The 25,601-nt window shown below is 66.8% G+C and carries 23 protein-coding genes; 10 read left to right on the top strand and 13 right to left on the bottom strand.

What is annotated here, in order from left to right:
* Positions 1–163: 163 nt before the first annotated feature.
* From pcaG to DGN21_RS01895, 5 genes are all read right to left on the bottom strand, one after another.
* Complete coding sequence (pcaG, locus tag DGN21_RS01915) at positions 164–727, bottom strand: protocatechuate 3,4-dioxygenase subunit alpha (protein ID WP_065033054.1); 564 nt, start codon at positions 725–727, stop codon at positions 164–166.
* Positions 728–731: 4 nt separating this feature from the next.
* The gene (gene pcaH / locus DGN21_RS01910) at positions 732–1,460 is read right to left on the bottom strand and encodes a protocatechuate 3,4-dioxygenase subunit beta (RefSeq protein WP_126965392.1); all 729 of its coding nucleotides are present in this window, start codon (positions 1,458–1,460) and stop codon (positions 732–734) included.
* An 80-nt stretch (positions 1,461–1,540) separates the two neighbouring features.
* Positions 1,541–2,749, bottom strand: a complete 1,209-nt coding sequence (pcaF, locus tag DGN21_RS01905) for a 3-oxoadipyl-CoA thiolase (RefSeq protein WP_053051075.1) — start codon at positions 2,747–2,749, stop codon at positions 1,541–1,543.
* The gene (locus tag DGN21_RS01900) at positions 2,746–3,534 is read right to left on the bottom strand and encodes a CoA-transferase subunit beta (protein ID WP_126965393.1); all 789 of its coding nucleotides are present in this window, start codon (positions 3,532–3,534) and stop codon (positions 2,746–2,748) included. The genes pcaF and DGN21_RS01900 overlap by 4 nt, the downstream gene beginning before the upstream one ends.
* On the bottom strand, positions 3,531–4,394 hold the full coding sequence (locus DGN21_RS01895; RefSeq protein ID WP_024938793.1) for a CoA-transferase: 864 nt from the start codon (positions 4,392–4,394) through the stop codon (positions 3,531–3,533). Before DGN21_RS01895 ends, DGN21_RS01900 begins: the two co-directional genes overlap by 4 nt.
* Positions 4,395–4,651: 257 nt before the next feature.
* On the opposite strand from DGN21_RS01895, the gene DGN21_RS01890 reads away from it, so the two are divergent.
* From DGN21_RS01890 to glpK, 7 genes are all read left to right on the top strand, one after another.
* Entirely contained in the window at positions 4,652–5,728 is a 1,077-nt protein-coding gene (locus DGN21_RS01890) for an aromatic ring-hydroxylating dioxygenase subunit alpha (RefSeq protein WP_016904721.1), read from the top strand.
* Between the two features lie 20 nt (positions 5,729–5,748).
* Positions 5,749–6,552, top strand: a complete 804-nt coding sequence (locus tag DGN21_RS01885) for a GntR family transcriptional regulator (protein ID WP_016904720.1) — start codon at positions 5,749–5,751, stop codon at positions 6,550–6,552.
* Positions 6,545–7,528 (top strand): PDR/VanB family oxidoreductase, encoded by a 984-nt coding sequence (locus tag DGN21_RS01880; RefSeq protein ID WP_126965394.1) that lies wholly within the window; start codon positions 6,545–6,547, stop codon positions 7,526–7,528. Before DGN21_RS01885 ends, DGN21_RS01880 begins: the two co-directional genes overlap by 8 nt.
* Before the next feature lie 55 nt (positions 7,529–7,583).
* Entirely contained in the window at positions 7,584–8,411 is an 828-nt protein-coding gene (locus DGN21_RS01875) for a DeoR family transcriptional regulator (protein ID WP_039528800.1), read from the top strand.
* 223 nt (positions 8,412–8,634) lie between these two features.
* Entirely contained in the window at positions 8,635–10,149 is a 1,515-nt protein-coding gene (glpD, locus tag DGN21_RS01870; protein WP_126965395.1) for a glycerol-3-phosphate dehydrogenase, read from the top strand.
* A 177-nt stretch (positions 10,150–10,326) separates the two neighbouring features.
* On the top strand, positions 10,327–11,145 hold the full coding sequence (locus tag DGN21_RS01865) for an MIP/aquaporin family protein (protein ID WP_016904933.1): 819 nt from the start codon (positions 10,327–10,329) through the stop codon (positions 11,143–11,145).
* 132 nt (positions 11,146–11,277) lie between these two features.
* Complete coding sequence (gene glpK / locus DGN21_RS01860; protein ID WP_126965396.1) at positions 11,278–12,777, top strand: glycerol kinase GlpK; 1,500 nt, start codon at positions 11,278–11,280, stop codon at positions 12,775–12,777.
* 136 nt (positions 12,778–12,913) lie between these two features.
* Here glpK and DGN21_RS01855 read toward each other — a convergent pair whose 3' ends face one another.
* The gene (locus DGN21_RS01855; protein WP_126965397.1) at positions 12,914–13,438 is read right to left on the bottom strand and encodes a nuclear transport factor 2 family protein; all 525 of its coding nucleotides are present in this window, start codon (positions 13,436–13,438) and stop codon (positions 12,914–12,916) included.
* Between the two features lie 258 nt (positions 13,439–13,696).
* Positions 13,697–14,881: a 4-hydroxybenzoate 3-monooxygenase gene (gene pobA, locus DGN21_RS01850; RefSeq protein ID WP_215825098.1), complete on the bottom strand. Its 1,185-nt coding sequence runs from the start codon at positions 14,879–14,881 to the stop codon at positions 13,697–13,699.
* A gap of 98 nt (positions 14,882–14,979) precedes the next feature.
* Here pobA and DGN21_RS01845 point away from each other — a divergent pair, with 98 nt between their 5' ends.
* Positions 14,980–15,876, top strand: a complete 897-nt coding sequence (locus tag DGN21_RS01845) for a helix-turn-helix domain-containing protein (RefSeq protein ID WP_024938801.1) — start codon at positions 14,980–14,982, stop codon at positions 15,874–15,876.
* A gap of 253 nt (positions 15,877–16,129) precedes the next feature.
* On the opposite strand, the gene DGN21_RS01840 is transcribed toward DGN21_RS01845, so the two are convergent.
* The 6 genes from DGN21_RS01840 to DGN21_RS01815 all read right to left on the bottom strand — a co-directional run bounded on the left by DGN21_RS01840 (position 16,130) and on the right by DGN21_RS01815 (position 23,344).
* On the bottom strand, positions 16,130–17,611 hold the full coding sequence (locus tag DGN21_RS01840; RefSeq protein WP_126965398.1) for a benzaldehyde dehydrogenase: 1,482 nt from the start codon (positions 17,609–17,611) through the stop codon (positions 16,130–16,132).
* A 28-nt stretch (positions 17,612–17,639) separates the two neighbouring features.
* Complete coding sequence (locus DGN21_RS01835; RefSeq protein WP_024938803.1) at positions 17,640–18,407, bottom strand: coniferyl-alcohol dehydrogenase; 768 nt, start codon at positions 18,405–18,407, stop codon at positions 17,640–17,642.
* 33 nt (positions 18,408–18,440) lie between these two features.
* Positions 18,441–19,382, bottom strand: a complete 942-nt coding sequence (locus DGN21_RS01830) for a transporter (RefSeq protein ID WP_126965399.1) — start codon at positions 19,380–19,382, stop codon at positions 18,441–18,443.
* 208 nt (positions 19,383–19,590) lie between these two features.
* The gene (locus DGN21_RS01825; protein ID WP_126965400.1) at positions 19,591–20,067 is read right to left on the bottom strand and encodes a MarR family transcriptional regulator; all 477 of its coding nucleotides are present in this window, start codon (positions 20,065–20,067) and stop codon (positions 19,591–19,593) included.
* Between the two features lie 583 nt (positions 20,068–20,650).
* Complete coding sequence (locus tag DGN21_RS01820; protein ID WP_046346170.1) at positions 20,651–21,895, bottom strand: HD-GYP domain-containing protein; 1,245 nt, start codon at positions 21,893–21,895, stop codon at positions 20,651–20,653.
* 138 nt (positions 21,896–22,033) lie between these two features.
* Positions 22,034–23,344 carry an MFS transporter gene (locus DGN21_RS01815; protein ID WP_126965402.1) on the bottom strand — a complete coding sequence of 437 codons (1,311 nt, stop codon included), beginning with the start codon at positions 23,342–23,344 and terminating at the stop codon, positions 22,034–22,036.
* 721 nt (positions 23,345–24,065) lie between these two features.
* On the opposite strand from DGN21_RS01815, the gene DGN21_RS01810 reads away from it, so the two are divergent.
* On the top strand, positions 24,066–24,611 hold the full coding sequence (locus tag DGN21_RS01810) for a gamma carbonic anhydrase family protein (RefSeq protein WP_160955248.1): 546 nt from the start codon (positions 24,066–24,068) through the stop codon (positions 24,609–24,611).
* An 80-nt stretch (positions 24,612–24,691) separates the two neighbouring features.
* Entirely contained in the window at positions 24,692–25,588 is an 897-nt protein-coding gene (locus DGN21_RS01805; protein ID WP_046345395.1) for a DUF2167 domain-containing protein, read from the top strand.
* The last annotated feature ends 13 nt before the right edge of the window (positions 25,589–25,601 follow it).

Genomic DNA, 25,601 nt, shown 5'->3' with positions numbered 1-25,601 from the left:
GCGCGCGGTTACCACGCGATCACGATGGATCACCGAGGGCAGCGCGCGCTGGCACCTGCCTGCCCGGCGCGCGGCGACAGCTGCACCGCACCTGCACGCAGGTGCAGACGTGCTGCTCGCACGGAGACAACCATGCATGGCACCCCGCGCACCGACCGCGCGATCAATAGTTGAAGAACACCGTTTCCGCATCGCCCTGCATATGGATGTCCCACAGGTAATCGCTGCCACCGCGCGAATGCGCCAGCAGCGTGCTACGGCGCTCGGCCGGCACCAGGGCCAGGATGGGGTCGCTGCCCAGCTGCGGATCGTCGGCGAAGTACAGCCGCGTCGACACGCCGCGCAACAGCCCGCGCATGAAGACCAGCACGGTCAGATGCGCTGCCTGCTGCTTGCCGTCCGGCCCGGCGACCTGGCCCGGCTTGACGGTGCTGAAGGAAAACCGCCCCTGCGCGTCGGTCGGCACGCGGCCCCAGCCATCGAAGCCGGGATCGTGCGCCTGGCAGCGCGTATCGGCGGCATGCGCATAGATGCCGGCCGCATCGGCCTGCCACAGCTCCAGCACTGCGTCGGCCACCGGGACGCCGGCGCCATCGAACACGCAACCACTGACCTGCACGTGTGTACCCACGGCCTGCGCAGGCGCGAGTTGCGCGCGATACAGCGGCTCCAGCCCGAGCCGGTAATACGGGCCAACGGTTTGCGACGGGGTGGTGTGCAGGCTCATCGATTCACTCCCAGACCGTTTGCTTGCGACCGCGCAACACGATGTCGAAGCGGTAGGCCAGCGCGTATTCGCTCACCGCGTTTTCCCAGTCGAAGCTGGACACCATGCGTTCGCGCACCTGCGCATCGTCCACGCAGTTGTAGATCGGGTCGTGCGCCAGCAACGGGTCGCCGGGGAAGTACATCTGGGTGATCAGCCGCTGCCCGATGCCATCGCCATGCAGCGAAAAATGGATATGCGCCGGCCGCCAGGCGTTGTAGTGATTGCGCCACGGATACGCGCCCGGCTTGATGGTCTTGAACGCGTAGCGGCCATGGTCGTCGGTGAGCACCTGGCCGGTGCCGCGGAAGTTGGGATCCAGCGGTGCGTCGTGCCGGTCGCCGGCATGTTGATAGCGGCCGGCGGCATTGCATTGCCACACTTCGACCACGCTATTGCGCACCGGCTTGCCGTTTTCGTCGAGCACGCGGCCGGACACGATGATGCGCTCGCCCAATGGCTCGCCCGCAAAGCCGGCGGTGAGGTCGGCGGCATGCGCGCCCAGGGTGAGCCGATTCAATTGCGGGCCGGTGACTTCCGACAGCGTGGCCGGGATATCGATGGGCGCACGCGTGGGGCCGCGCAATGCGGTGGATGCGTAGGGCAGATGCAGGTAGGCCGGCTGTGTGCCGATTCGCGGCCGGCGATAGCCGAGCAGCGGATCGATCGACGTGTCAGAGCTGGGGTCGCGCATGCGGGATCTCCATCGGTTGCGCTACGGCAGGATCAAAACGTGGGTGTGCGGTCACGGCGGTGACGGTTGCAATCGGCGCACTACACGCGCTCGATCGCCAGCGCCACGCCCTGCCCGACCCCGATGCACATGCTGGCAAGCCCAAGCCGCCCATTGCCCGCCTCCAGTTGCCGCAACAAGGTCAACGCCAGCCGCGCGCCACTCATGCCCAGCGGATGACCCAGCGCGATGGCGCCGCCATTGGCGTTGACGTGCGCGGCATCGTCGGCCAGGCCGAACGCGCGCGTGCAGGCCAGCACCTGCGCGGCGAAGGCTTCATTGAGTTCGATCGCGTCGAACTGCTCGATGCGCAGGCCCAGGCGCGCCAGCAGGCGCTGCGTGGCCGGTACCGGGCCGATGCCCATGTAGGCCGGCTCCACACCCGCCGATGCGAAGCCGAGCACGCGTGCCCGCGGGGTCAGTCCATGCGCGTGCACGGCCTGCGCAGACGCCAGCAACAGGGCGGCAGCGCCATCGTTGAGACCGGCCGCATTGCCGGCCGTCACCGTGCCGGGCTGGCGGAACACCGGCTTGAGCTTGGCCAGCATCTCGGCGGTGGTGTTCGGGCGCGGATGCTCGTCGCGATCGACCGCGCTTGCCTCGCCCCCTTTGCGTGCGGCCACCGGCACCGGAGTGATTTCTGCATCGAAGAAACCGGCCGCCTGTGCGGCGGCGGCGCGCTGCTGGCTGCGCAGCGCAAACGCGTCCTGGTCTTCGCGCGCGATGGCATGGCGCTGTGCCACGTTCTCCGCGGTCTCGCCCATCAGCTCCACCCCATAGGCGCCCTGCAGGCGCGGATTGATGAACCGCCAGCCCATCGTGGTGTCTTCCAGCTGTTGCGTGCGCGCGAACGCGCTCTCGGCCTTGCCCATGACCCACGGCGCGCGGGTCATCGATTCGACCCCGCCGGCGATCGCCAGTCCCAGCTCGCCGGCACGGATGCCGCGCGCCACCGTGCCGACCGCATCCAGCCCCGAGCCGCACAGGCGATTGAGCGTGCTGCCCGGCACCGAGCTGGGCAAGCCCGCCAGCAACAGACTCATGCGCGCGACATTGCGATTGTCCTCGCCGGCCTGATTTGCGCAGCCCAGGTACACGTCGTCGATCAGCGCCGGTTCCAGTTGCGGATTGCGTGCCATCAACGCGGCGATCGGTATCGCGCCCAGGTCGTCGGCGCGCACGCCGGCCAGGGCGCCGCCGTAGCGGCCGATCGGCGTGCGGATGCCATCGATCAGATAGACCTCGCTCATGCCTCGGCTCCGGCTGCCTGCTTGCCATGCGCGGCGTCGGTGCGTGCCTGCAGCGCGCGCAGCGCCTGCAGTTCCGCAACGCTGGGTGGGGTGGTCTGCGCCAGATCGGCGGCGAAGCGGATCGGCCAGCCGGTGGCCGCGCTCACCTGCTCGCGGGTGCTGCCGGGGTGCAGCGCGGTGACGGTGAGTTCGCGGGTCACGGGATCGGGCTCCATCACGCACAGGTCGGTGACCACCACGGTGGGGCCGGCGCCGGGCAGGCCGGCGCGCTGCCGCGCATCGCCACCGTCCAGATGCCCGACCGTGGTGATGAAGTCCAGCGCGGGCACGAAGCTGCGTCTGGATTGGCGAATGATGATGAACACCTGTTTGGCGCTGGCCGCGATCTCCGGCGCGCCGCCCGCGCCGGGCAGCCGTGTCTTCGGCGCGTCGTATGGGCCGATCACCGTGGTGTTGAGATTGGCATGGCGATCGATCTGCGCCGCGCCCAGGAAGCCCACGTCCACGCGCCCGCCCTGCAGCCAGTAGCGGAAGATTTCCGGGGTGGAGACCACGGTGTCGGCGGTTTCGGCCAGCTCGCCGTCGCCGATCGACAACGGCAACACGTCCGGGCGCGCGCCAATCGGGCCGGATTCGTAGATCAGGGTGACATCCGGCGCATGCGTCAGCCGCGCCAGGTTGGCGGCGGTGGACGGCAGGCCGATGCCGACGAAGCACACCGCGCCATCGGGCAGGCGCCGCGCCGCCGCCACGGTCATCATCTCGTTGGTGCTGTAGTCGCTCATGCGGCCACCTGCAGCAGCGATTGCGCGTACACGCGCTGGAACGCGGCAAAGTCCTCGGTGTCGAGAATGTGCGTCTGGATCCAGGCCTGGAAGCGTGCGCGGTCGCGCGCAATCGCATCCCAGGCCAGGTAGAAGCGGTTGTCGCGGGCGTAATAACCGTGCGCGTACGACGGTGCCGCACCGCCGGGCACATGGCAGACCGCATCGACCACCCAGCGCGGCAGGATGCAGGCGTTGGGCGGTGCATCCAGCGTGTCGACGATCTCTTCCACCGTGACGATCACCTTGCGCGCCGCCAGCGCGGCTTCCTTCTGCACACCCAGGATGCCCCACAGCAGCACGTTGCCGCGGCGGTCGGCCTGCTGCGCATGGATCACGGTGACATCGGGCTTGACCGCCGGCGTGGTGGCCAGCGTCTCGCCGGTGTACGGGCATTGCAGGAACTTGATGCTGTCGTTGACGCGCGGCAGGTCCGAGCCGACATAGCCGCGCAGCACCGCGAACGGCAGGCCCGAGGCACCGGCCACATACGCGTTGGCCATGTCGGCATGGCTGTGTTCGCGGATCTGCAGCGGCTGCGGCCACGCATGTTCGACCGCATCGCGCAGCCGGTGCAGCGAACCGACGCCGGGATTGCCGCCCCACGAGAACCGCAATGCCGATGCACAACCGGCGCCGATCAGCTGGTCGTAGATCAGGTCAGGGGTCATGCGCACCAGGTGCAGGTCGCGCTTGCGCTGGCGGATCACCTCGTGGCCGGCCGCATGCGGAATCAGATGGGTGAAGCCTTCCATCGCCACGCAGTCGCCATCGGCGATCAGCTGGGACACCGCTTCTGAAAGGGGGACGATCTGGGCCATTGCTTCGGTCCTGCACAGCGAGCGTGTGGTCACGTTAGGCGCAGCTGCACGGCCCGGTCAATGCGATTATCGGTGCATCAATTCGATAATCGCACAATTTCGGCGGGCGACCGACGCTCCAACATTGTCTCCGGTGTATACATAACTTCGCTTGCAAGCAGACGCCAGCGCCGGCATGCGCGTCAACTGGTCGCCAGCCGGCGCACCGCTGCCGATCCGCACCCCAGGTTGTATACAAAACCCCAGGAGCCACGGTCATGTCCCAGTCCAAGCAGCTGTTTCCCCTCAACGCGTGGTACGCCGTCGCCTGGGACCACGAGATCAAGCATGCGCTGACCCCGCGCAAGGTCTGCAACCTGGATGTGGTGGTCTATCGCACCACTGCCGGGGCCGTGATCGCGCTCGAAGATGCGTGTTGGCATCGCCTGGTGCCGCTGTCGATGGGCAAGCTGCGCGGCGACGATGTGGTGTGCGGTTACCACGGGCTGGTCTACAACAGCCAGGGCCGCTGCGTGCACATGCCCTCGCAGGAGACCATCAATCCCTCCGCGTGCGTGCGCAGTTTTCCGGTGGCCGAGAAGCATCGCTATGTGTGGATCTGGCCGGGCGACCCGGCGCAGGCCGACACCCGCCTGATTCCCGACCTGCACTGGGCGCACGATCCGGCCTGGGCCGGCGATGGCCGCACCATCTATGCCAAGTGCGACTACCGGCTGGTGCTGGACAATCTGATGGACCTGACTCACGAGACCTTCGTGCATGGCTCCAGCATCGGCCAGGACGAGATCGCCGAAGCGCCGTTCGAGGTGATGCATGGCGACCGCTCGGTGGTGGTGTCGCGCTGGATGCGCAATATCGACGCGCCGCCGTTCTGGGCCAGCCAGATCGCGCGCCATCTGGATTACCGCGGCAAGGTCGACCGCTGGCAGATCATCCGCTTCGAAGCGCCCGGCACCATCGCCATCGACGTCGGCGTGGCCATCGCCGGCACCGGTGCGCCGGAGGGCGACCGCAGCCAGGGTGTCAACGGCTACGTGCTCAATACCATCACGCCCGAAACCGACACCACCTGCCACTACTTCTGGGCGTTCATGCGCAACTACGCGCTGCACGACCAATCGCTGACCACGCTGACCCGTGCAGGCGTCACCGGCGTGTTCGGCGAGGACGAGGCGGTGCTGGAGGCGCAGCAACGCGCCATCGACGCGCATCCGGATCACACCTTCTACAACCTCAACGTCGATGCCGGCGGGATGTGGGCGCGCCGCGTGATCGATCGGCTGATCGCCCAGGAGCAGCGCGCGCAGGAACTGTCGCTGCGGATGGTGGGCTGAGCACCGCATCGGAGGTTTCCATGTCACCCGCCACCCCGTTTCGCAGCAGTGCGGCGCAGACCACGCGTGCACTGCTGTCGCTACGCGAACTCATCCTCGACGGCACCCTGCCGGCCGGAACGCGCCTGTCCGAGCTGGCGGTGGTGCAGCGGCTGGGCATGTCGCGTACTCCCGTGCGCGCCGCGTTGCAGCGGCTGTGCGAAGAAGGCCTGGCCAGCGCACTGCCCGGCGGCGGCTATGCGGTGCAGGCCTTCAGCGAACGCGATGTGCACGATGCGATCGAACTGCGCGGCACGCTCGAAGGCCTGGCCGCGCGCATGGCGGCCGAGCGCGGAGCATCGGCCGCGGCGCTGGCCCAGGCACGCCAGCTGCTGGACACGCTCGACCGCATCGTCGGCTCGCCGTTGCACGCCATCGACTTCAGCGCGTACGTGCAGGCCAATGCGCAGTTCCACGCGTTGCTGGTGGCCATGGCCGGCAGCGATGTGCTGGGCCGCGAGCTCACCCGCGTGCTGCAGCTGCCGTTCGCCTCGCCCAACAGCCTGGTCATGGCGCAGACCACCAGCGCCGAGGCGCGGCTGATCCTGACCCTGGCGCAGGACCAGCACCGCGAAGTCCTGGCCGCCATCGAAGACCGCCAGGGCGCGCGCGCCGAAGCGCTGATGCGCGAACACGCACGGCTGGCCCATCGCAATCTGCGCCACGTGCTGCAGACCCCGGCGGCGATCACCCAGGTGCGCGGCGGCGCATTGATCGGCCGCGCCCATCCCGCCACTGCCGGCAGCAGCCGGCCCACCCCTCTGCCTGGAGTTCCCCATGCGTAAAGACACCCAGTGGCACAGCGCCCACGTGGTCAGCATTGCCGACGCCTGCGAGGGCGTGCGCGAAATCGTGCTCGATCCTGGGACCGCGGCGCGCGGCTTCGAAGTCGGCAGCCATCTGGATTTTCGCGTGCAGCTGCATGGCCGCGCCGACGTGCGCTCGTACTCGCTGGTGGGCGAGCCGCGTGCCGATGGCTACTACCAGATCGCGGTACGGCAGATGCCCGACAGCCGCGGCGGCTCGCGGCACATGTGGACGCTGCAGCCCGGCGATGAGGTGGAGATCTCCCCGCCCAGCAACAACTTTGCGCTGGACGAGGGCGGCGAGGAGATCCTGCTGATCGCCGGCGGGATCGGCATCACCCCGATCATCGGCATGGCGCAGCGGCTGGCGCGCCGCCATCGCGCGTTCCGCCTGCTGTATGCCGGGCGCACGCGCCGTGCGATGGCCTATGTCGACGAACTGGAAGCGCTGCTGGGCGAGCGCCTGCAGCTGCAATGCGACGACGGCGCCGGCCCGGCGGATCTTGCTGCCGAGCTGGCGCGGCTGTCGCCCAATGCCGAGGTGTACGTGTGCGGCCCGCTCGGCATGCTCGAGGCGGTGCGCCAGCACTGGCACGCTGCCGGGCGTCCGCGCGCGCGGCTGCACTTCGAAACCTTCGGCAACAGCGGGCGGGTGCCGGCGCAGGCATTCGTGGTCAAGCTGCCCGGGCTCGGCCTGGAAGTGCCGGTGGCCGAGAACGAATCGATGCTGGATGCGCTGGCCGACGCCGGAGTCGAGCTGATCGCCGAATGCCGGCGCGGCGAATGCGGGCTGTGCGCGGTCGAGGTGCTGGACAGCGCGGCCGATATCGATCACCGCGATGTGTTCTTCAGCGACGAACAGCGCCGCGAGAACCGCAAGCTGTGCGCCTGCGTCTCGCGCGCGGTGGGCGGCAGCATCAGCATCGATACCGGCTACCGCGGCGAGCTGGGCTGAGCGCAGCCATCGACACGCCGGCGCTCGCGCAGCGCGTGTTTGCATCCTCACGCGCATGCGCGATCATCTGCGCATGGAGTCGACTCACTACAGGACGGTCCCGGCGCCGGCACTCAACCCGCGCCAGGAACAATTGGTGGCATTGGTGCGGCAGCAGGGCTTTGCCGAGGTGGAAGGGCTGGCGACGCGCTTTGAGGTGACGCCGCAGACCATCCGTCGCGATCTGACCCTGCTGTGCGATGCCGGCGTGCTGCGCCGCTATCACGGTGGCGTCAGCATGCCCTCGAGCGTGGAAAACCTGGCCTACACCGCACGCAAGGCGCTGCAGGCGCGCGAGAAGCAGCACATCGCCGCGCAGGTCGCCCGCTTCATTCCCGACGATGCCTCGTTGTTCATCAACCTGGGCACCACCAACGAAGAGGTCGCGCGCGCCTTGCTGCAGCACCGCGGCCTGCGCGTGATCACCAACAATCTCAACGTGGCGGTGATGCTCAGCGCCAACCCCAGCTTCGAGGTGATCGTGGCCGGTGGCGTGGTGCGCGGCCGCGACCAGGGCGTGACCGGCGAGGCGACGGTGGAGCTGATCCGGCAGTTCAAGGTGGACTTCGGGGTGATCGGCATTTCCGGCATCGATCTGGACGGCACCCTGCTGGATTTCGACTACCAGGAAGTGCGCGTGGCCCAGGCCATCATCGAGCACTCGCGGCAGGTGCTACTGGCCGCCGACCACAGCAAGTTCGGCCGCAACGCCATGGTGCGACTGGGCACGATCGCCCAGGTGCACGACTGGTTCACCGACCGGCCGCCGCCGCAGGAACTGGCCGCCGTGCTGGCCGAGGCCGGCACCCGCGTGCATCTGGCCGAGCCTGGCGACGCCGGCTGAACCAATTGTTCGTTTTTGTGCGTTTGCGGTGCGGCGTGCCAATCTGGCCCCCCTGATGATCCGTCCCGGCTATCAAATTTCCGGCTTTGATAGGCCGATTTACTCTTTTTTCGCCTAGGTCTCAGGCCTGACGGCTCTTCACGTCCCGAAAAGGTTTTATGTTCGAATATGTTCGAACATGACAACTTGGGTTCGCTACTGGCGCGCCCGGACGGAGACACCGATGGGCGAGACATACGATCTTCTGGTGATAGGCGGCGGCATCAACGGGGTTGGCATTGCCCGCGATGCGGCCGGGCGTGGCTTGTCGGTGTGCCTGTGCGAACAGGACGATCTGGCCGCGCATACCAGCAGCGCCAGCACCAAGCTCATTCACGGTGGCCTGCGCTACCTGGAGCAGTACGAGTTCGCGCTGGTCGGCAAGGCGCTGGCCGAGCGCGAGGTGTTGCTGCGGCTGGCTCCGCACATCATCTGGCCGCTGCGCTTCCTGCTGCCGCATCAACCGCATCTGCGCCCGGCCTGGATGATCCGCGCCGGGCTGTTCCTGTACGACCATCTCGGCGGCAGCAAGCGCAGCCTGCCGCGCTCGCGCCGGCTGTCGCTGCGCACGCACCCGGTGGGCCAGCCGCTGCAGGAATCGCTGCGCACCGGCTTCGTGTACTCCGATGCCTGGGTACAGGATGCGCGGCTGGTGGTGCTCAATGCGATGGACGCCGCCAGGCGTGGCGCACAGATCCGCACCCGCACACGCTGCGTCGGTGCCTGGCGCGATGCAGGCTTCTGGTACGCCGAGCTGGAAGACCGCGACGGCCGCCGCCGCACCGTGCAGGCGCGTGCACTGGCCAATGCGGCCGGGCCGTGGGCGGTGTCGTTCCTGGACAAGGTCGCCGCAGTGCCGCACAAGCACGCACTGCGCCTGGTCAAGGGCAGCCACATCGTGGTGCCCAAGTTGTTCGACCACGACCACTCGTACATCTTCCAGCAACCGGATCGGCGCATCGTGTTCGCCATTCCGTACGAGCACGACTTCACCCTGATCGGCACCACCGACGTGGATTACCAGGCCGACCCCGCAGCGCCCAGCATCGATGCGGCCGAAGTGCAGTACCTGTGCGATGCGGTGAACCTGTATTTCCAGCAGCAGATCGCCCCCAGCGATGTGGTGTGGAGCTATAGCGGCGTGCGTCCGCTGCTGGACGATGCCGAGGACAACGCCGCCGAAGTCACCCGCGATTACCAGCTGGAAGTGCTTACCGACGGCGCACCGTTACTCAACGTGTTCGGCGGCAAGCTCACCACCTATCGCAAGCTGGCCGAAGAAGCGGTCGACCGCCTTACCCAGGCGCTGGGTGCCCGCAAGCCTGCATGGACCGCGCGCGGCGATGCATTGCCCGGCGGCGAACAACGCGATATCGCCAGCCTGCTCGAGCGCGTGCGCAACGCATACCCGTGGCTGCCGGCGCCGACCGCGCAGCGGCTGGTACGTAACTACGGCACCTGTGCGGAGCAGCTGCTGGGCCAGGCGCAGGACATCGCCGCCCTGGGCACGCACTTCGGCGCCGATCTGTACCAGGCCGAGGTGGATTACCTGCGTGCCCACGAATGGGCCGTGACCGCAGACGACATCCTGTGGCGTCGCAGCAAACTCGGCCTGCGCATCGACGCGGCCGGGCGCGAACGTCTGGAGGCGTATCTGCAGACACACTCGGTCCGGCAGGCGGACGGCGTGCCGGCCTGATCGAACCACGTTGCCGGCGAGGACGGGTCGCGCGGCAACGTATCCTGGCGCATTCGCCGGCATCATCCTGAGTCACGTGGAGGGCACCCTGATGAGCATCACCGAAGACCCCTGCGCGCCAATGCGCGCATCGCACCACCATGCCTGCATCATCGCCATCGGCGCGAGGACGCGCGCATGAGTCGCCAACTCGTGGGTGAGTTGATCTCCGAAGCGGTGGCGATGTTCATCATCATCGCGCTCGGCGATTCGGTCGCGGCGATGTACGTCCTCTACGACCCCAGCCCGTACCAGAACGCCTATTGGGGCGTGTGCATCGCCTGGGGCCTGGCGGTGACGCTGGCGATCTATGTCACCGGCTCGGTGTCCGGCACGCATGCCAACCCGGCGGTGACGCTGGCGCTGGCGCTGTTCCGCGGTTTCTCCTGGAAGAAGGTGCTGCCGTACTGGGGCGCGCAGGTCATCGGTGCATTCCTGGGCGCGGCCATCGTCTACCAGTTGTACGGCCCGGTCATCGACCACTACAACCAGGTGCAGCAACTCACCCGCGAAGCCGGTGGCGCCGCCGGGGTGTTCTTTACCGCACCCGGCCTTGCGGTCACGCCGATGCATGCGCTGGTCGACCAGATCATCATCACCGCGTTCCTGATCTTCGGCATCTTCGCCATCACCGAACAATTCAACGAAGCCGCGCCGACCGCCAATTCCGGCGCGCTGATGATCGGCCTGCTGGTGGCGACGCTAGGCGCGTCGATGGGCTATCTGGAAGCCTGGGCGATGAATCCGGCGCGCGATTTCGGCCCGCGTCTGTTCGCCTACCTTGCCGGCTGGGGCGAGGCCGCGTTGCCGGCCAAGGACAACTACTGGTGGATCCCCATTGTCGGCCCGTTGATCGGCGGCCCGATCGGCGCGCTCGCCTACCAGTGGCTGATCCTGCCGTTCCTGCCGGCACGCGTGCGCCATCTGCAGGGCGGCAAACCGCTCGATCCGCGCTGATCGCCCTGCTGCACGACTGACAGCACAGCGCCGCCGCCGGGCAGGCTGGGTTTTATCGGCCTTTCGCGCAGCGGCGTGCACTGCCCCCTTTCTCGCCGTGCGCCAGCGCCGGCATTGTTTGAGGAATCTCCGATGGAAAAGCAATACGTCCTTGCGATCGATCAAGGCACCACCAGTTCACGGGCGATGTTGTTCGATCGCAACGGCAAGGTAGCCGGCGTGGCGCAGCGCGAGTTCGGCCAGATCTTTCCGCAGCCGGGCTGGGTGGAACACAACCCACGCGAGATCATGACCAGCGTCTACACCACGATCACCGAGCTGCTCAACAACGCGCAGATCGATGCGCGCTCGATCGCCGGTATCGGCATTACCAACCAGCGCGAGACTGCGGTGGTGTGGGACAAGGCCACCGGCCAGCCGATCTACAACGCCATCGTCTGGCAATCGCGGCAGACCAAGGACATCTGTACGCAGCTCAAGGAGGCCGGGCACGAACAGATGGTGCGCGACAAGACCGGCCTGCTGATCGATGCGTACTTTTCCGGCACCAAGGTCAAATGGATCCTCGACCACGTCGACGGCGCCCGCGAGCGCGCGCGTAACGGCGAGCTGGCCTTCGGCACCATCGACAGCTGGCTGATCTGGAATCTCACCGGCGGCAAGGTGCATGTCACCGACTACACCAATGCCTCGCGCACGCTGATGTACAACATCCACACGCTGGAGTGGGACGCCGAGCTGCTGGCCATGCTCGACGTGCCGAAGGAAATGTTGCCGGAGGTACGCTCGTCCAGCGAAATCTACGGCATGACCCAGACCCAGTATTTCTACGGCGAGCAGGTGCCGATCGCCGGGATCGCCGGCGACCAGCAGGCGGCGCTGTTCGGACAGGCCTGCTTCGAGCCGGGCATGGCCAAGAACACCTATGGCACTGGCTGCTTTGCGCTGATGAATACCGGCGACAAGGCGGTTGCGTCCAAGGCCGGTCTGTTGACCACGATCGCCTGGGGCATCGACGGCAAGGTCGAATACGCGTTGGAAGGTTCGATCTTCGTCGCCGGCTCGGTGGTGCAGTGGCTGCGCGACGGCCTGCGCATGCTCGGCAAGGCCAGCGACTCGCAGGCCTATGCCGAACGCGCCGGCGACAACGACGGGGTCTATCTGGTGCCGGCCTTCGTTGGCCTGGGCGCACCGTATTGGCGCAGCGATATCCGCGGCGCGGTGTTCGGGTTGACCCGCGGCACCACCAAGGAACATTTCGTGCGTGCAGCGGTGGAATCGATGGCCTACCAGACCCGCGACGTGTTGACTGCGATGCAGGCCGATTCGGGCATCGAGCTGAAGGAACTGCGCGCCGACGGTGGCGCGATCGCCAACGACTTCATGGCGCAGTTCCAGAGCGACATGCTCAACGTGCCGGTGCTGCGCCCGGAAGTGGCCGAAACCACCGCGCTTGGCGCAGCCTACCTGGCCGGTCTGGCGACCGGGTTCTGGAGCAGCCGCGAAGAGATCGCCAAGCAGTGGGCGGTGGATCGCCGCTTCGAGCCGACCATGGCCGACGACAAGCGCGAACAACTCTATGCCGGCTGGCAGCAGGCAGTGGAAGCGACGATGGGCTTCCGCACCAGCTGACCGCTGCGCTCAAAAAGACAACGCCCGCCATCAGGCGGGCGTTGTCGTTTCCGTCAACCACTTGCATGGTTGCTGACGAGCTGCATGGATCACGCATTGCAGGGCTGCACGCTGCAGCCCTGCAATGCAGCAGCGATTACTGGCCGCCGCTATTGGCGCGGCCGGCAATGGTGTCCGGATCCCAATGCTCCTTGATCAGGCCTTTTTCGATGCGGAACATGTCGAACCAGGTGGTCGTATAGGTGGTGCCAGGTTTATTCGGATTGGGCAAGGTGCGCACCGACACCAGCGTGACCAGATCGCCGTCGGCAGTGATGGCCACCAGCGGCAGCTGCACGCGCGGCTGCACCGGCGTCGGCTTCACGAAGGCGGTCAGGAAGGCGATGAAGGCATCGCGGCCATTGGCCACATTCGGGTTGTGCTGGATGTAGTTCTTGTCCATGTACATCGGCGCATACTGCACCTGGCCGGCTTCGAACACGATGCGCCAGAAATCGTAGACCAGCCGCTTGTTGGCGGTTTCATACCAGGTGGAGCCAAGCAGCATCTTCTGGTGGTTGGGATTTTCCGTCACTGCGGTCTGCGCGAACGCAGCCACCGGCGCCACCAGCATGACCAGCAGCATGACCAGCAGCAAGGCGCGTGAGAACAGCTTATTCATGGAAGACTCCTTATGTGGAGACGGGCGCTGTGCCGGCCGGGTGCCAACACGGTGCACCGTTGATTGGGGGACGACGCGCCTTGGCACACAGGGTTTTCCACGCGTCGCCGCCAGCCTAACGGCCGCGTCCGCTCGCCCGCTAGCCGCCCTGGAGTGCACCAGGGCACCTGCGGTATTGGTGGTAATCAGAAGATAACCACGGCAGTCGGTTTTCTCGCGCGCACGCACGAGGCGTCTCGGCGGCAACCATCGCTACGCTCAATCCGGCAGCTCCACCAACGGCAAGCCTGCATAGTTTTCGGCCAGGGTGGCGCGCCCGGCCTCGCTGTCCAGCAGATAATCCAGCTCTGCGGCATGAATGCGTGCGGTGAATGCGTCCTGGTCGTCGAAGGTATGCAGCAAGGTGGTCATCCACCATGAAAACCGTTCGGCCTTCCACACCCGCTGCAATGCCAGCGCCGAATACTGTTGCAGCACCGCGGTATCGCCACGCGCGTTCCAGCGCTCGAACAATTGCGCCAGCAAGCCGACATCGGCCAGCGCCAGATTCAGGCCCTTGGCGCCGGTGGGCGGTACGATATGCGCCGCATCGCCGGCCAGGAACAGACGCCCGTACTGCATGGGTTCGGCGACGAAGCTACGCAACGGCGCAATGCTCTTCTCGATCGACGGCCCGGTGACCAGTTGCGCAGACAAGGCGTCTGGCAGACGCGCACGCAACTCATCCCAGAACGCCTGATCGCTCCATGCCTCCACCCGCGCATCGGCCGGCACCTGCACGTAATAGCGCGAGCGCGTCGGCGAGCGCATCGAACATAAGGCAAAGCCGCGTGGGTGCTGCGCGTAGATCAACTCGTCGTTGACCGGTGGGGTATCGGCAAGCACGCCAAGCCACCCGAACGGGTACACCCGCTCGAACAGGCGCAGTCGCTCCGGCGGGATGCTGGCGCAGCTGATGCCATGGAAGCCGTCGCAGCCGACGATATAGTCGCAGTCGATACGCAGGCGCTGGCCATCGTGGGTGAATTCCACCGCAGGCGCGTCGCTGTCCACTCCGCACAGTGTCACGTCCTGCGCGCTGTAATACGTTGGCGCAGCGCTGCGCGCACGGGCCTGCATCAGATCCGCAGTGACCTCGGTCTGGCCGTAGACGGTCACGCTGCGTCCGCAGCCGCGCAGCAGATCGATGCGCTCGCGCCGGCCATCCAGCGACAGTTCGAAGCCGTGATGCGGCAAGCCTTCGCGTTGCACGCGTGCGCCAACGCCTGCCTGCTGCAGCAGCGCCACGCTGCCCTGTTCCAGCACGCCGGCACGGATACGCCCCAGCACATGTTCCGGGGTCTGCCGCTCGATCACCACGGTATCGATACCGGCCCGCAGCAACAGCTCGCCCAGCAACAGGCCAGAGGGGCCGGCGCCGATGATCGCGATCTGGGTTCGCATGCAATGCTCCTGCCTCAGCCGACGGATGCAGGCCAGTGTGGGTAGCCAAGCACATGCTTTGAAGGGATGATTGCGTGCAGTGCTTGGACTTTTCGACGATGCCCACACGCGCGCACGCCACTGCCGCAGCTACTGCGGTTCCCGCCTTCGGCCTGTATGGCGAGCAGCATGCCGACACGCCCGAGCTGTTGCACTGGGAGTCGATTGCCGCACGCAGCCGGCTGCATGACTGGCGCATCGCCCCGCACCGGCACGAAGACCTGGCGCAACTGCTGTACGTGCAACGCGGGCCGGCGACACTGCAGCTGGATGGACGCAGCCAGCGCGTGCGTGGCGCAAGCGTGATCTGGCTGCCACCGCTATGCGTGCATGGCTTCAAATTCGATCCACAGGTGCGCGGCCACATCATCACCGTGTGCATGCCCTTGGTACGTAATGCCTTGAGTGCCGCGCCACTATTGCAGGGCGCACTGACCGTCCCGCAGGTCCTGCACGCACGCCGCGCACGCGGATTGCTCGACGTGCTGTTTGCCAGTATTGCCGGCGATCACGCGTACCGACGCATCGGCCACGAGGCCGCATTGCACGCCGCCGCAGCGCAGCTGTTGATCTGGACCGCCCGCACGGCGCTGGAGCACGCACAGGATGCGGCTGCGGTGAGCCCGTACGCCGACCCGGCATTGCGCCATCTGCGTGGCTATCAGGCCCTGATTGACCAGCACTATCGCGCGCACTGGCCGATCTCCCGCTATGCCGAGCAGCTGGGTCTGACTCCGGGCCATCTCAACGCGTTATGCCAGCGACTGGCCGGCGCCTCGGCACTGCAGTTACTGCAGCGCCGGATCATGCTCGAAGCACGCCGCAGCCTGCGCTACACCAGTCTGAGCGTGCAGCAGATCGCCGCCAGCCTTGGATTTTTCGACGCTGCATACTTCAGCCGCTACTTCGCACGCCATGCCGGCTGCTCGCCGACACAATTCCGCGCTGGCGAGTAAGAGCGGCTGGTCTGGAGCTTGGCTGCAGAGCCCTTGCCCGCCCACCCTCGCAGGACACGCCGCAAGTACATCCCTGTACGCGGCATCCATGCCGCGTAAGGTCCCGCGACGGCGGGCGGGCAAGGCCCAGTCGAGATGGTCGGTGGGCAAGGTTAACAGCGGTGCGCTTGGACAACGCAGATAGATCAGCCCCAAAGCGGCTGATCCACGGCTAGCCTGCAGCCCCGCCCCCCGGTCGGTTGCGCCGCGCCGGTCAGAACGGGTACTGCGGCACTTCGTTCTTGATCGTCAGCCATTGCCAGTGGGTGTACTGCTCCCAATCGGCCGGTCCGCCGACACTGGTGCCGTTGCCCGACGCGCCGGTCCCGCCGAAGGGATTGATGACTTCATCGGCCACGGTCTGATCGTTGATGTGCAACAGGCCGGTGTGCAGCTTGTCGCCCAGGCGCATCGCGCGCGACACCGACGCCGACAGGATGCCCGCAGCCAGACCGTACTCGCCATGGTTGGCAAGTTCTGCGGCTTCGTCGTCGGTATCGAACACGGTGATATTGATCACCGGGCCAAAGACTTCTTCGTCGAATGCACGCATGCCCGGACGCACGTTGGACAGCACCGTCGGCGCATAGAACAGGCCTTGGTTGCTGGCGCCGGCCTCCACCACCGCACCGGCGGCGACGCTGTCGTCCACGATATCGATCACCCGCTGCAGCTGGCGCTGGTCGATGATCGGGCCCAGTGCCACAGTGCCGCTGACCGGATCGCCAACCGGCAGATGCCTGGCTTTTTCGGCCAGCCGCTGCGTGAATGCATCGGCGATCCCGCGCTGAACCAGCACGCGGCCGGTGGCCATGCAGATCTGTCCCTGATGCATGTAGGCGCCGAATGCCACTGCAGCGGCGGCCTTGTCCAGATCGGCGTCGTCGAGCACGATCACTGCATTGTTGCCGCCCAACTCCAGCGACACCTTCTTCAAATGCCGGCCAGCGATCTCGCCGATGCGCCGCCCGGCCGCGGTGGAGCCGGTGAAGGCAATCATCGGGATATCCGGCGATTCGACCAGCGCCTGCCCGATGGCGGCATCGCCATGCAGTACATGCAGCAGTCCCTTCGGCAGGCCCGCTTCTTCCAGCACCTGCGCGATGACCACGCCACCGGTATACGGCGTGCGCGGGTCGGGCTTGAGCACCACTGCATTGCCCATCGCCAGTGCCGGGGCGACCGAGCGCAGCGACAGGATCAGCGGAAAATTGAACGGGGAAATCACTGCGATCACGCCCAGCGGCAGATGCCGCGCCAGGCTGAGTTGACCGGCGCCCGTCGGCAGCACCTGGCCGACCGCCTGCAGCGGCAGCGCCGCAGACTGCTGGTAGATCACCACCGACTCGTTCACTTCGCGCTGGGCCTTGGGCAGGATGCCGCCGGTTTCGCGCGCGATCAGCAGCGCCGCTTCGGCACTGCGCGCTTCCATCAGCTGCGCGGCACGGTGAAACACCGCAGCGCGCTCGCGCGGAGCAGTGGCTGCCCAGGCACGCTGCGCTTTCTTGGCCAGCGCCACGGCAGCGGCGACATCGGCCAGGTCGGCCTTGCCGACTTCGTGCAGCAGCGTGCCGGTGGCCGGTTCGATGATCTGCACGGTGCCGCCGTTGCCTGGCACCCAGTCGCCATTGAAGATGCAGCCATGCCACGCCGGAGCAGCGCTTGCGGCAATGGCGGTATTGGGGAGAGCGTTCATGGTCTAGCCTCCTGCTGAGGGGGTGGTGTTACAGAGTGGTGGACGCCAGCCCGCCATCGACCGGCAGGGTGATGCCGTTGATCCAGCGCGCCGCATCGGAGGCGAGAAACACGATGGCCTCCGCCACCTCGTCGGCATACGCCGGTCGCGTCATGCGCTTGGCATCTTCCTTGACACGCTCCTCGCCGAGCATGGTGACGAAATCGCCAAGAATCGGCGTAAACACCGGCCCCGGCGAAACGTTATTGACGCGCACGCCGTGCTCGGCGAACCAGGGCCGCGACTGCAGCAGCGTCCAGACGATCAGCGCTTCCTTGAAGTACTGGTAGCAGGTGTCGTGCGCCACCGGATGCGCCTGCAGCCATGCGTCGCCAGATGTAAAGCTGTCGGTGGCGGCCAGTTGTTTGTGCAGTTCCAGGCGCTGCGGCCACTCGGCGCCCAGGATGGAGGCCACATTGATGATGGAACCGCCGGGCGTCATGCGCGGCAGCAGCGCCTGGCTCAAATGGCGCAGGCCCAGATAGTTGACGCGCGCCACCACCTCCAGCGGCGCGGTACCGGGGACGCCAGCCACATTGGCCAGCGCATCGATACGCGCCGGCAAGGCCTGCACCAGCGCATCGATGGATGCCGGATCACCGAGATCGGCCTGGTGGAACCCGTGCAGCGACATCTGCACCGGCGTGCGATCGACGCCGATCACCGTGGCGCCATGGAAACGGGCCAGACGCGCGACTTCGGCACCGATGCCCGATGCCACGCCGGTGACCACGATGGTCTTGTTCTGCAAATTCATTGCCACTCTCCGAAGAGGCCGGCCGTGCCGGCGCTAGAACACATGGACGTACTGCAGGTTGACGTTGTTGCCGGAGGCGGCGTTCTTGACCTCCACCGGCAGATACACATTGGCAAACAGCATGTTGTTGGCATCCATCCGCCACACGCCGCCGGGGCCGGCATAGAACACGCTCTGGCGGGTATCGGCCACGCGCTGCCCATTGGTGCGGTTATCGCGGAACTGGGTGAGGTAATAGGCATTCACGCCAAGCCGGATGTCGGGCACCACTTCCCAGGAGGTGGCGAAGTTGATCCAGCCCGCGTCGCCGGCCTGGCCGTTGCGGAACTCGAAGCCCGGCGGCAGGTTCGGGCGCCGCTCGCTGCGAAAGTTGTAGATGTAGTTGATGCGTGCGCTGACTTCCCAGTTGGATGTCGGGAACACGGTGAACGCATATTGCGGCACCAGCGACCAGTAGCCGGCGCCCTGATTGAGGTCGCGATCGCGGTCGAACTTGCCGATCGGCGCGATCGCATCGATTTCGAAACGCTGCGAAAACACCGGCCTGCCATTGCGGATCACCGGCAGCATCTGCAGATACGGGCCAAAGGTCAGGTCGCCCACGCCGGCGCCGTTGTCGCGCAAGCTGGCAATGCTGTTGCGCCCGAACGAAGCATCCAGATTGATCAGCGGCAGCAGCGTGTTGATGCCCACTGCGCCGCCGAAGAGCGTGTACGGGGTGACATAGGCGACCTGGGTCAGCAGCAGGGTGGAATCGATGCGTGGGCGGTCGAACACCGGCACGTCGTCACCGCGGGAATCCTTGATCGCGTCCAGTGAGCTCTGGCGCAGATAGGTGACCACCGCCCAGCCGGGCGTGGTGCGGGTGAAGCCGTCCAGATAGCTGGTGCCGCCGGTATTGATGCCGTTGGTCAGCGTCGTACTCTGCGGCAGGTTCTGTGCGCCGGCCGTGCCGGCAGCAAGCAGCGACAGCATGCCAAGCGCTGCGCGGCGCAGTGACGACGCGCGGGAAGACAACCCAGACAGGACCGATCGATAGCTCACTGCGAACATCTCCAGCATTGGGAGGAACAGCGGGAACTGCGGCGGGACAACGGTCAGGCAGGCGCGATCGACACGCCGGCAACGGCGCGTGCGCAGGTCAACAGGAAAGCTGGCCGTGCGCCTGCACGGCAGCGGCGGATTACAGGGTGTCCAGGCGGTCCAGCCGGTCGAGTGCGCGCAGCAACGGCGCCTCGCTGCTGCCCAGCACCACGCTGAGCTGCTGTTCCATGCGCAGCACTTCGGCCTCGGCAGCGCTCAGCAGGGTCACGCCGGCGCTGGTCAGCGACAGATGCTGCATGCGTCGGTCCTGGCGTCCCCGCACCTGCCGCAGCAGGCGGCGCTTGACCAGGCGTGCCACCACGATCGCCAGGTTGGGCGCCGACACGTGCAGCACGTCGCCGATCTGGCGCTGGTTGATGCCCGGGTTGCCGTCCACCAGCATCAGCAGCGAGAAGTCGACCGGCTTGAGGTCGAACGCAGCCACGCAGTCCTGAAACATCCGCCGCACCAGCAACTCGGTGCGGGTGATGCGGTAGCCCAGCAGCCGCAGCAGGCGTGCCTGATCCACCGTGGTGACGGCATCCGGCAGCGGTACGGCAGTGGCAGTGACGGACATGACGGTTCTCGCAGCGAAGACGACAGGCGGACCGGTGCGCGCAACGCTCACCGCCCGCAACGCCGATCCGCGGCGTGAGCTGCATTGTAGACGCGCGCAGGCATGCCGATGTGGGCGTGGCCGCCGAGCGCGTGGCACCGCCGTGCAGGCAGGCGGCCACAGGCTGGTGCCAGTCCAGCGCCAGCACGTGGCGGCCACATGCGGCGGCACGCAGGTGTGGGAAGCGACGGTCATCCAGGCACGGCTGCGACATGGGATCCGGGGTCGGCAAGTGATTGCGTTCCGGAATAGTTATTGATCATAACTACATTGCCAAGCTGCAGCGCAGCATGGTCGCGCTCGCCAGATTGACTACGCGGGTCAATGGGCCTGGCGGGCGTGGTGGCAACGCCTGTGACAGGCACACCGGGCACAGGTGCGCGCGGCATGCCGGGCCTGGCAGCGGTGGTGGCAATCACGACGGCAGGGCTGCGGCCATCGCCAGACGACGCCTGCGGACCCAGCCCACTCGCCCAGCGCATCTCCGCGCCAGGTAGGCCGCGTGCATGCGTGCGGCCTGTGGCCAGCGGGTTACGGGTACGGGTTACGGCAGCCAGAGCTTCTCGAGATCGCGGAAGCCCCAGTCCGAGGGGCTTTCCATCTGCGCGATGCGGTCCTGGCAGTCCGGGCGCGACAGGTCGATGTCCTGCACCAGCACATGGCTGCGCAGCTTGGCCGAATAGAACACGCGCACCTTGGGCTTGAGCAGCGCATCGGGGGTCTGCTCGATCACCACTGCCAGTTTCTGCGACTCCAGCCGCACCAACGAGCCGACCGGATAAATTCCCAGCCGGCGCACGAAGGCCTGGAACACCACCGGGTCGAAGTGCCCCTGCCACGACGCCATGCGCTTGAGCGATTCGGCCGGATCCCAGCCGCGTTTGTAGGGGCGGTCCGAGCTGATGGCATCGTACACATCGCACACCGCGCCCATCCGCGACATCAGCGCGATGTTCTCGCCCGCCAAGCGGTTCGGGTAGCCGCTACCGTCCATTTTCTCGTGGTGGTGCAACGCGATCTCCAGCACCACCGCGTTCTGCACGCCGCCGGCCACCAGCAGGCGATGACCGTCCAGCGGGTGCTGGCGCATGATCGCCATCTCTTCGTCGGTGAGCTTGCCGGGCTTGTTGAGGATGTCCAGCGGCGTCACCGCCTTGCCCATGTCGTGCAGCAGGCCGCCCATGGCCGCCTCGACGACCTGCCCTTCAGGCAGACCGAGCTGGCGCGCCAGCCCGCTCATCAGGCCGGCCACCGCCATCGAATGCAGATAGGTGTAGTCGTCGGCGGTCTTGAGCCTTGCCACGCTGATCAAGGCCTGCGGATGCCGCAGGACCGAATCGTTGATGGCCTCCACCAGCGGCATCGCCGCCTCGGTGTCGACGGTGCGGCCAAGCCGCACATCGCGGAACATCGCCTCGACCGTATCGCGGCCGTCTTCGAAGATCTTGCGTGCGCGCACCACTTCGGACTCGATGCCGACCTGCGCGGTGACGCTATTGGTCCGCGCGGTGCGCGTGGTAGTGGCCGGCTCGGGGGGTTCCGGTACTGGCGGCGGCGGTTGCTCCGGCTCAGGCTGCGGATCGGGCGCGTCCGGCGCCGCCGTGTCCAGGTCCAGGCCACGCGCGGTGTCGATCACCAGTTGCTCGATCCGGCTGCCATGGATCTTCTCCACGTCGTCCGAATCGACCAGGAACGAGGTCTTCCAGAACGGGTGGTGCACCCACGCGCCCAGCAGCTTGTAGACATACATGCCGGGGCGGAGTTGGTCTGAATCGATGGTTCTGAGCATGCCGGCGCTGATCTGCAAATGGTCCGCGGAAGAGCCCGCCACGACGATGGAGGGTCTGTCGGGTTATCGGCAGTGCGCAGGATTTCTTTGGTCCGGTAGAACTCGCTCGCGCCGCGCGGCGACCGCCGGTTGAGAAGTTCAGCGCGCCGGCAGGCGCATGCCCAGCACGGCGATGGCAGCGAGCAGCAGCGGCACGCTGCAGGCCAGATACAGGGCCGCCGGCGACCAGCCCGCATCCACCAGCACGCCCACGCACAACGGCGAGGCGATCGCACCGAAGCGGCCCACCCCGATCGCCCAGCCCATGCCGGTGGAACGCACCGCCGCCGTGAAGACCACCGGCGCCACCGCATACAGCCCGGCGATGGCGGCAAACAGCACCGCGCCGCTCAGCACCGCAATGACGAACGCCCAACCCAGCACCGTGCTGTACCAGCCAAAGGCCAGCAGCGCCAGCGCCGACAGCCCCAGCACACCGGCGGTCAGCCACGACAGCCGCGCACGCGCGGCCAGCGCGCTGAAGATCGCACCGCCGGCGATCCCGCCCAGGTTCAACAACACGCCACCGGTCACGCCCTGCTCTGCCGACAAGCCGGCCACGACCAGCAGCTTCGGGGTCCAGCTGAGCACGAAATAGAACGCAAACATCAGCAGAAAGAACGCCAGCGCGATCAACAGCGACTGCCGCCGCAATGCCGGCACGAACAAGGCCGCATAGCCCCGCGCCCGACCGGAGCCATGCGGCGGCGGTGACGGCAGTACCGCCTGCGGCGGCATGCCCATACGCGCAAGCACTGCGTTGAAGCGTGCGCCTGCGTTGGGTGGGCGACGCGCGATCAGAAATTCCAACGACTCAGGCAAGAACGCCAGCACCAAGGGCACACACAGCAGCGACCCCAGCGCGCCGAGCACAAACACCGCGTGCCAGGACCAGTGCTGCAACAGCAGTGCTGCGATCGCGCCGCCCAGCGTCGCGCCGATCGGATAACCGGTGGCCTGCAGCGCCAGTGCCGTGCTGCGCCACTGGGCGGTGGAATATTCGGCAGCGATGACCGCAACGCAGGCCAGCATGCCGCCGATGCCGATCCCGGTAAATGCCCGCAACGCGCCGAGTTGCCACACCCCGGTGGCCAGTGGCGAGGCGCCCATGCCCATGGTCAAGATCGCCAGGCATACCAGGATCGTCGCGCGCCGCCCGATGCGGTCGGCCAGCGGCGCCAGCAGCAGCGACCCCACCGCCATGCCGACCAGGCCGGCACTGAACAAGGCCCCGAGCAGCTTGCCCGACAACTGCCACTGCGCCGACACATGCGGGGCGGTGAAGGCCATCGCCATCACATCGAAGCCATCGAGCATGGTCAGCAACACGCACACCGCCACCGCCCTCCACTGAAACGGCGTCATGCGTTGCAGTACGAAGGGTGCAGGTGTCGCGGCGCTCTGGGTCATCGGGTGATCCTGGTTAGGGAGGGCAGCTGCATTGGCAACCTCACGCGTGGCCATGCGCTCACGCAGCGCCGCCACGACGAAGACGCAAGCACGCTGGACGCTGCGACGGCCTTCGACAGCGCAGCGGCACTGCAACGCGGCAACGACAGTCGGGGTGTTGCAACGTCACCGCACGCTAGGCCGATCGCAGAGGGCGTTCAAGACAGCGGCCTGCACGGGTGTGCGCTTATCGAACAAGCCGGCAGCGCGCTTCGCTTGCCTCTCCACGCATTCGTTGAGCTGTCTGCGCAGCGGCATCTGCGGTGTGCGCCTTGCCTGCACGGAAACGATCGACCTCGCATGTAGTGCTGCAGCGCGTGACTCGAGTGCGATCAGACCGGGCAACCCTCACGCTCGCCCGATCAGGATTGCAAAGCGCAGTGCCGCACTCGTGATGCAGGCATGGATGCAACGCTGCTGGCAGCGAGGTTGAACGACGCGACATATGCATGACTACTCACCGCCACACACACCTCGATCCGTTCGAAGCGGCAGCGAATGTGCAGGCGCAGCCTCACACGCCCTGGCGCCAGCTGTTCCAACACGCTGCGCCGCTGCATCAGGCACGTCCGCAGCCAGATCGATCCACTGCCGCACCAGCGCTTTCCGCATGCAGACGCTCGCCCGCTATCATGCAGGCCGTGCCCGCACCGGGCGGCACGCCGACATGCCGGAGATCATCGTGACCCCGATTCGCTCGTTCCTGGAAGACACCCCGCAACTGGGCGCACGCGTCTATGTCGATCCTGCCTGCACCATCATCGGCAAGGTGAGCCTGGGCGATGACGTGTCGGTGTGGCCGGGCACGGTGATTCGCGGCGACGTCAATCATGTACAGATCGGCGCACGCACCAACGTGCAGGACGGCACCATCATCCACGTCAGCCACCATAGCCCGTTCAACAAGGCCGGCTACCCGACCGTGATCGGCGCCGACGTCACGGTCGGCCACGGCACCATCCTGCATGCCTGCACCATCGAAGACCTGTGCCTGATCGGCATGGGCGCCTGCGTGCTCGACGGCGCCACCGTCAAACGCTACGGCTTTGTCGGCGCCGGGGCGGTCGTCGGCCCGGGCAAGATCGTTGGCGAAGGCGAATTGTGGCTGGGCAATCCCGCACGGCTGGCCCGCACGCTCAGCGACAAGGAAATCGAAAGCCTGCATTACTCCGCACAGCATTATGTGCGGCTCAAGGACCAGTACCTGGGCACCGTCGGCACCAGCTGAGCCGTTGTCCGCCCTACGCAGGCATGGCAAGATCGGCGCCCTGCGGCGTGGGGACGCTGCCCTCGAATGGATTCGACCCGATGCATACGCGTTTTGCCCTGCGCAGCCTGCTGGCCGCCTGCCTGCTGATCGCGAGCCAGTCGCTGCTGGCCATTCCAGCCGACGCCGTCGACGAAGCGCAGGTGCTGTCTGCCCTGCAGTACCGCAACGGCCACATCGACGTGCCGCAAGCCAAGGCGCACTTCGATCTGGACCCGGCATTCCGCTACCTGGACAAGGCCGACACGCGCCGCGTGCTCGAGCAGCTGTGGGGCAACCCGCCCGACGACAGCGTGCTGGGCATGATCGTGCCGCGCACACCCGCGCTGGATGCGCCGGGTGGCTGGGCAGTGGTGGTGACCTATGCCGACGACGGTTATGTGTCCGACGAGGATGCCGCCAAGATCGATTACAGCGAATTGCTGGCCGACATGCAGAAGGGCACCGCCGAAGACAACGCCGCGCGCCGTGAGCAGGGCTACGGCACCGTCGACTTGCTCGGCTGGGCGGTGCCGCCGCGGTACGACGCCGGCAGCAAGAAGCTCTATTGGGCCAAGGAACTGCGCTTCGATGGCGCCCAGCAGCACACGCTCAACTACGATATCCGCGTGCTCGGCCGCAGCGGCTACCTCAGCCTCAATGCCGTCGCCGGCATGGACCAGCTCGAACAGGTCCGCCAGGGCATGCAGCAATTGCTGCCGATGACCGAATTCGACCAGGGCGCGCGCTATGCCGACCACAACCCGTCCACCGACAAGATCGCCAGCTATGGGCTGGCCGGCCTGATCGGCGGTGGCCTGGCGGCCAAGGCCGGGCTGTTCGCCAAGCTGGGCCTGTTGCTGGCCAAGGGCTGGAAGCTGGTGCTGTTGGGCGTGTTTGCCGTGGGTACGGGCATCAAGCGGGTCTTCTCCCGCAAGGCGCAGGGCACCGGCAGCTGAGGCGTGCCGCGGC

The sequence above is a fragment of the Xanthomonas sp. MLO165 genome (assembly GCF_018831305.1).
Lineage (GTDB): Bacteria > Pseudomonadota > Gammaproteobacteria > Xanthomonadales > Xanthomonadaceae > Xanthomonas > Xanthomonas arboricola.
This window is presented reverse-complemented; position numbering and strand designations above follow the sequence as displayed.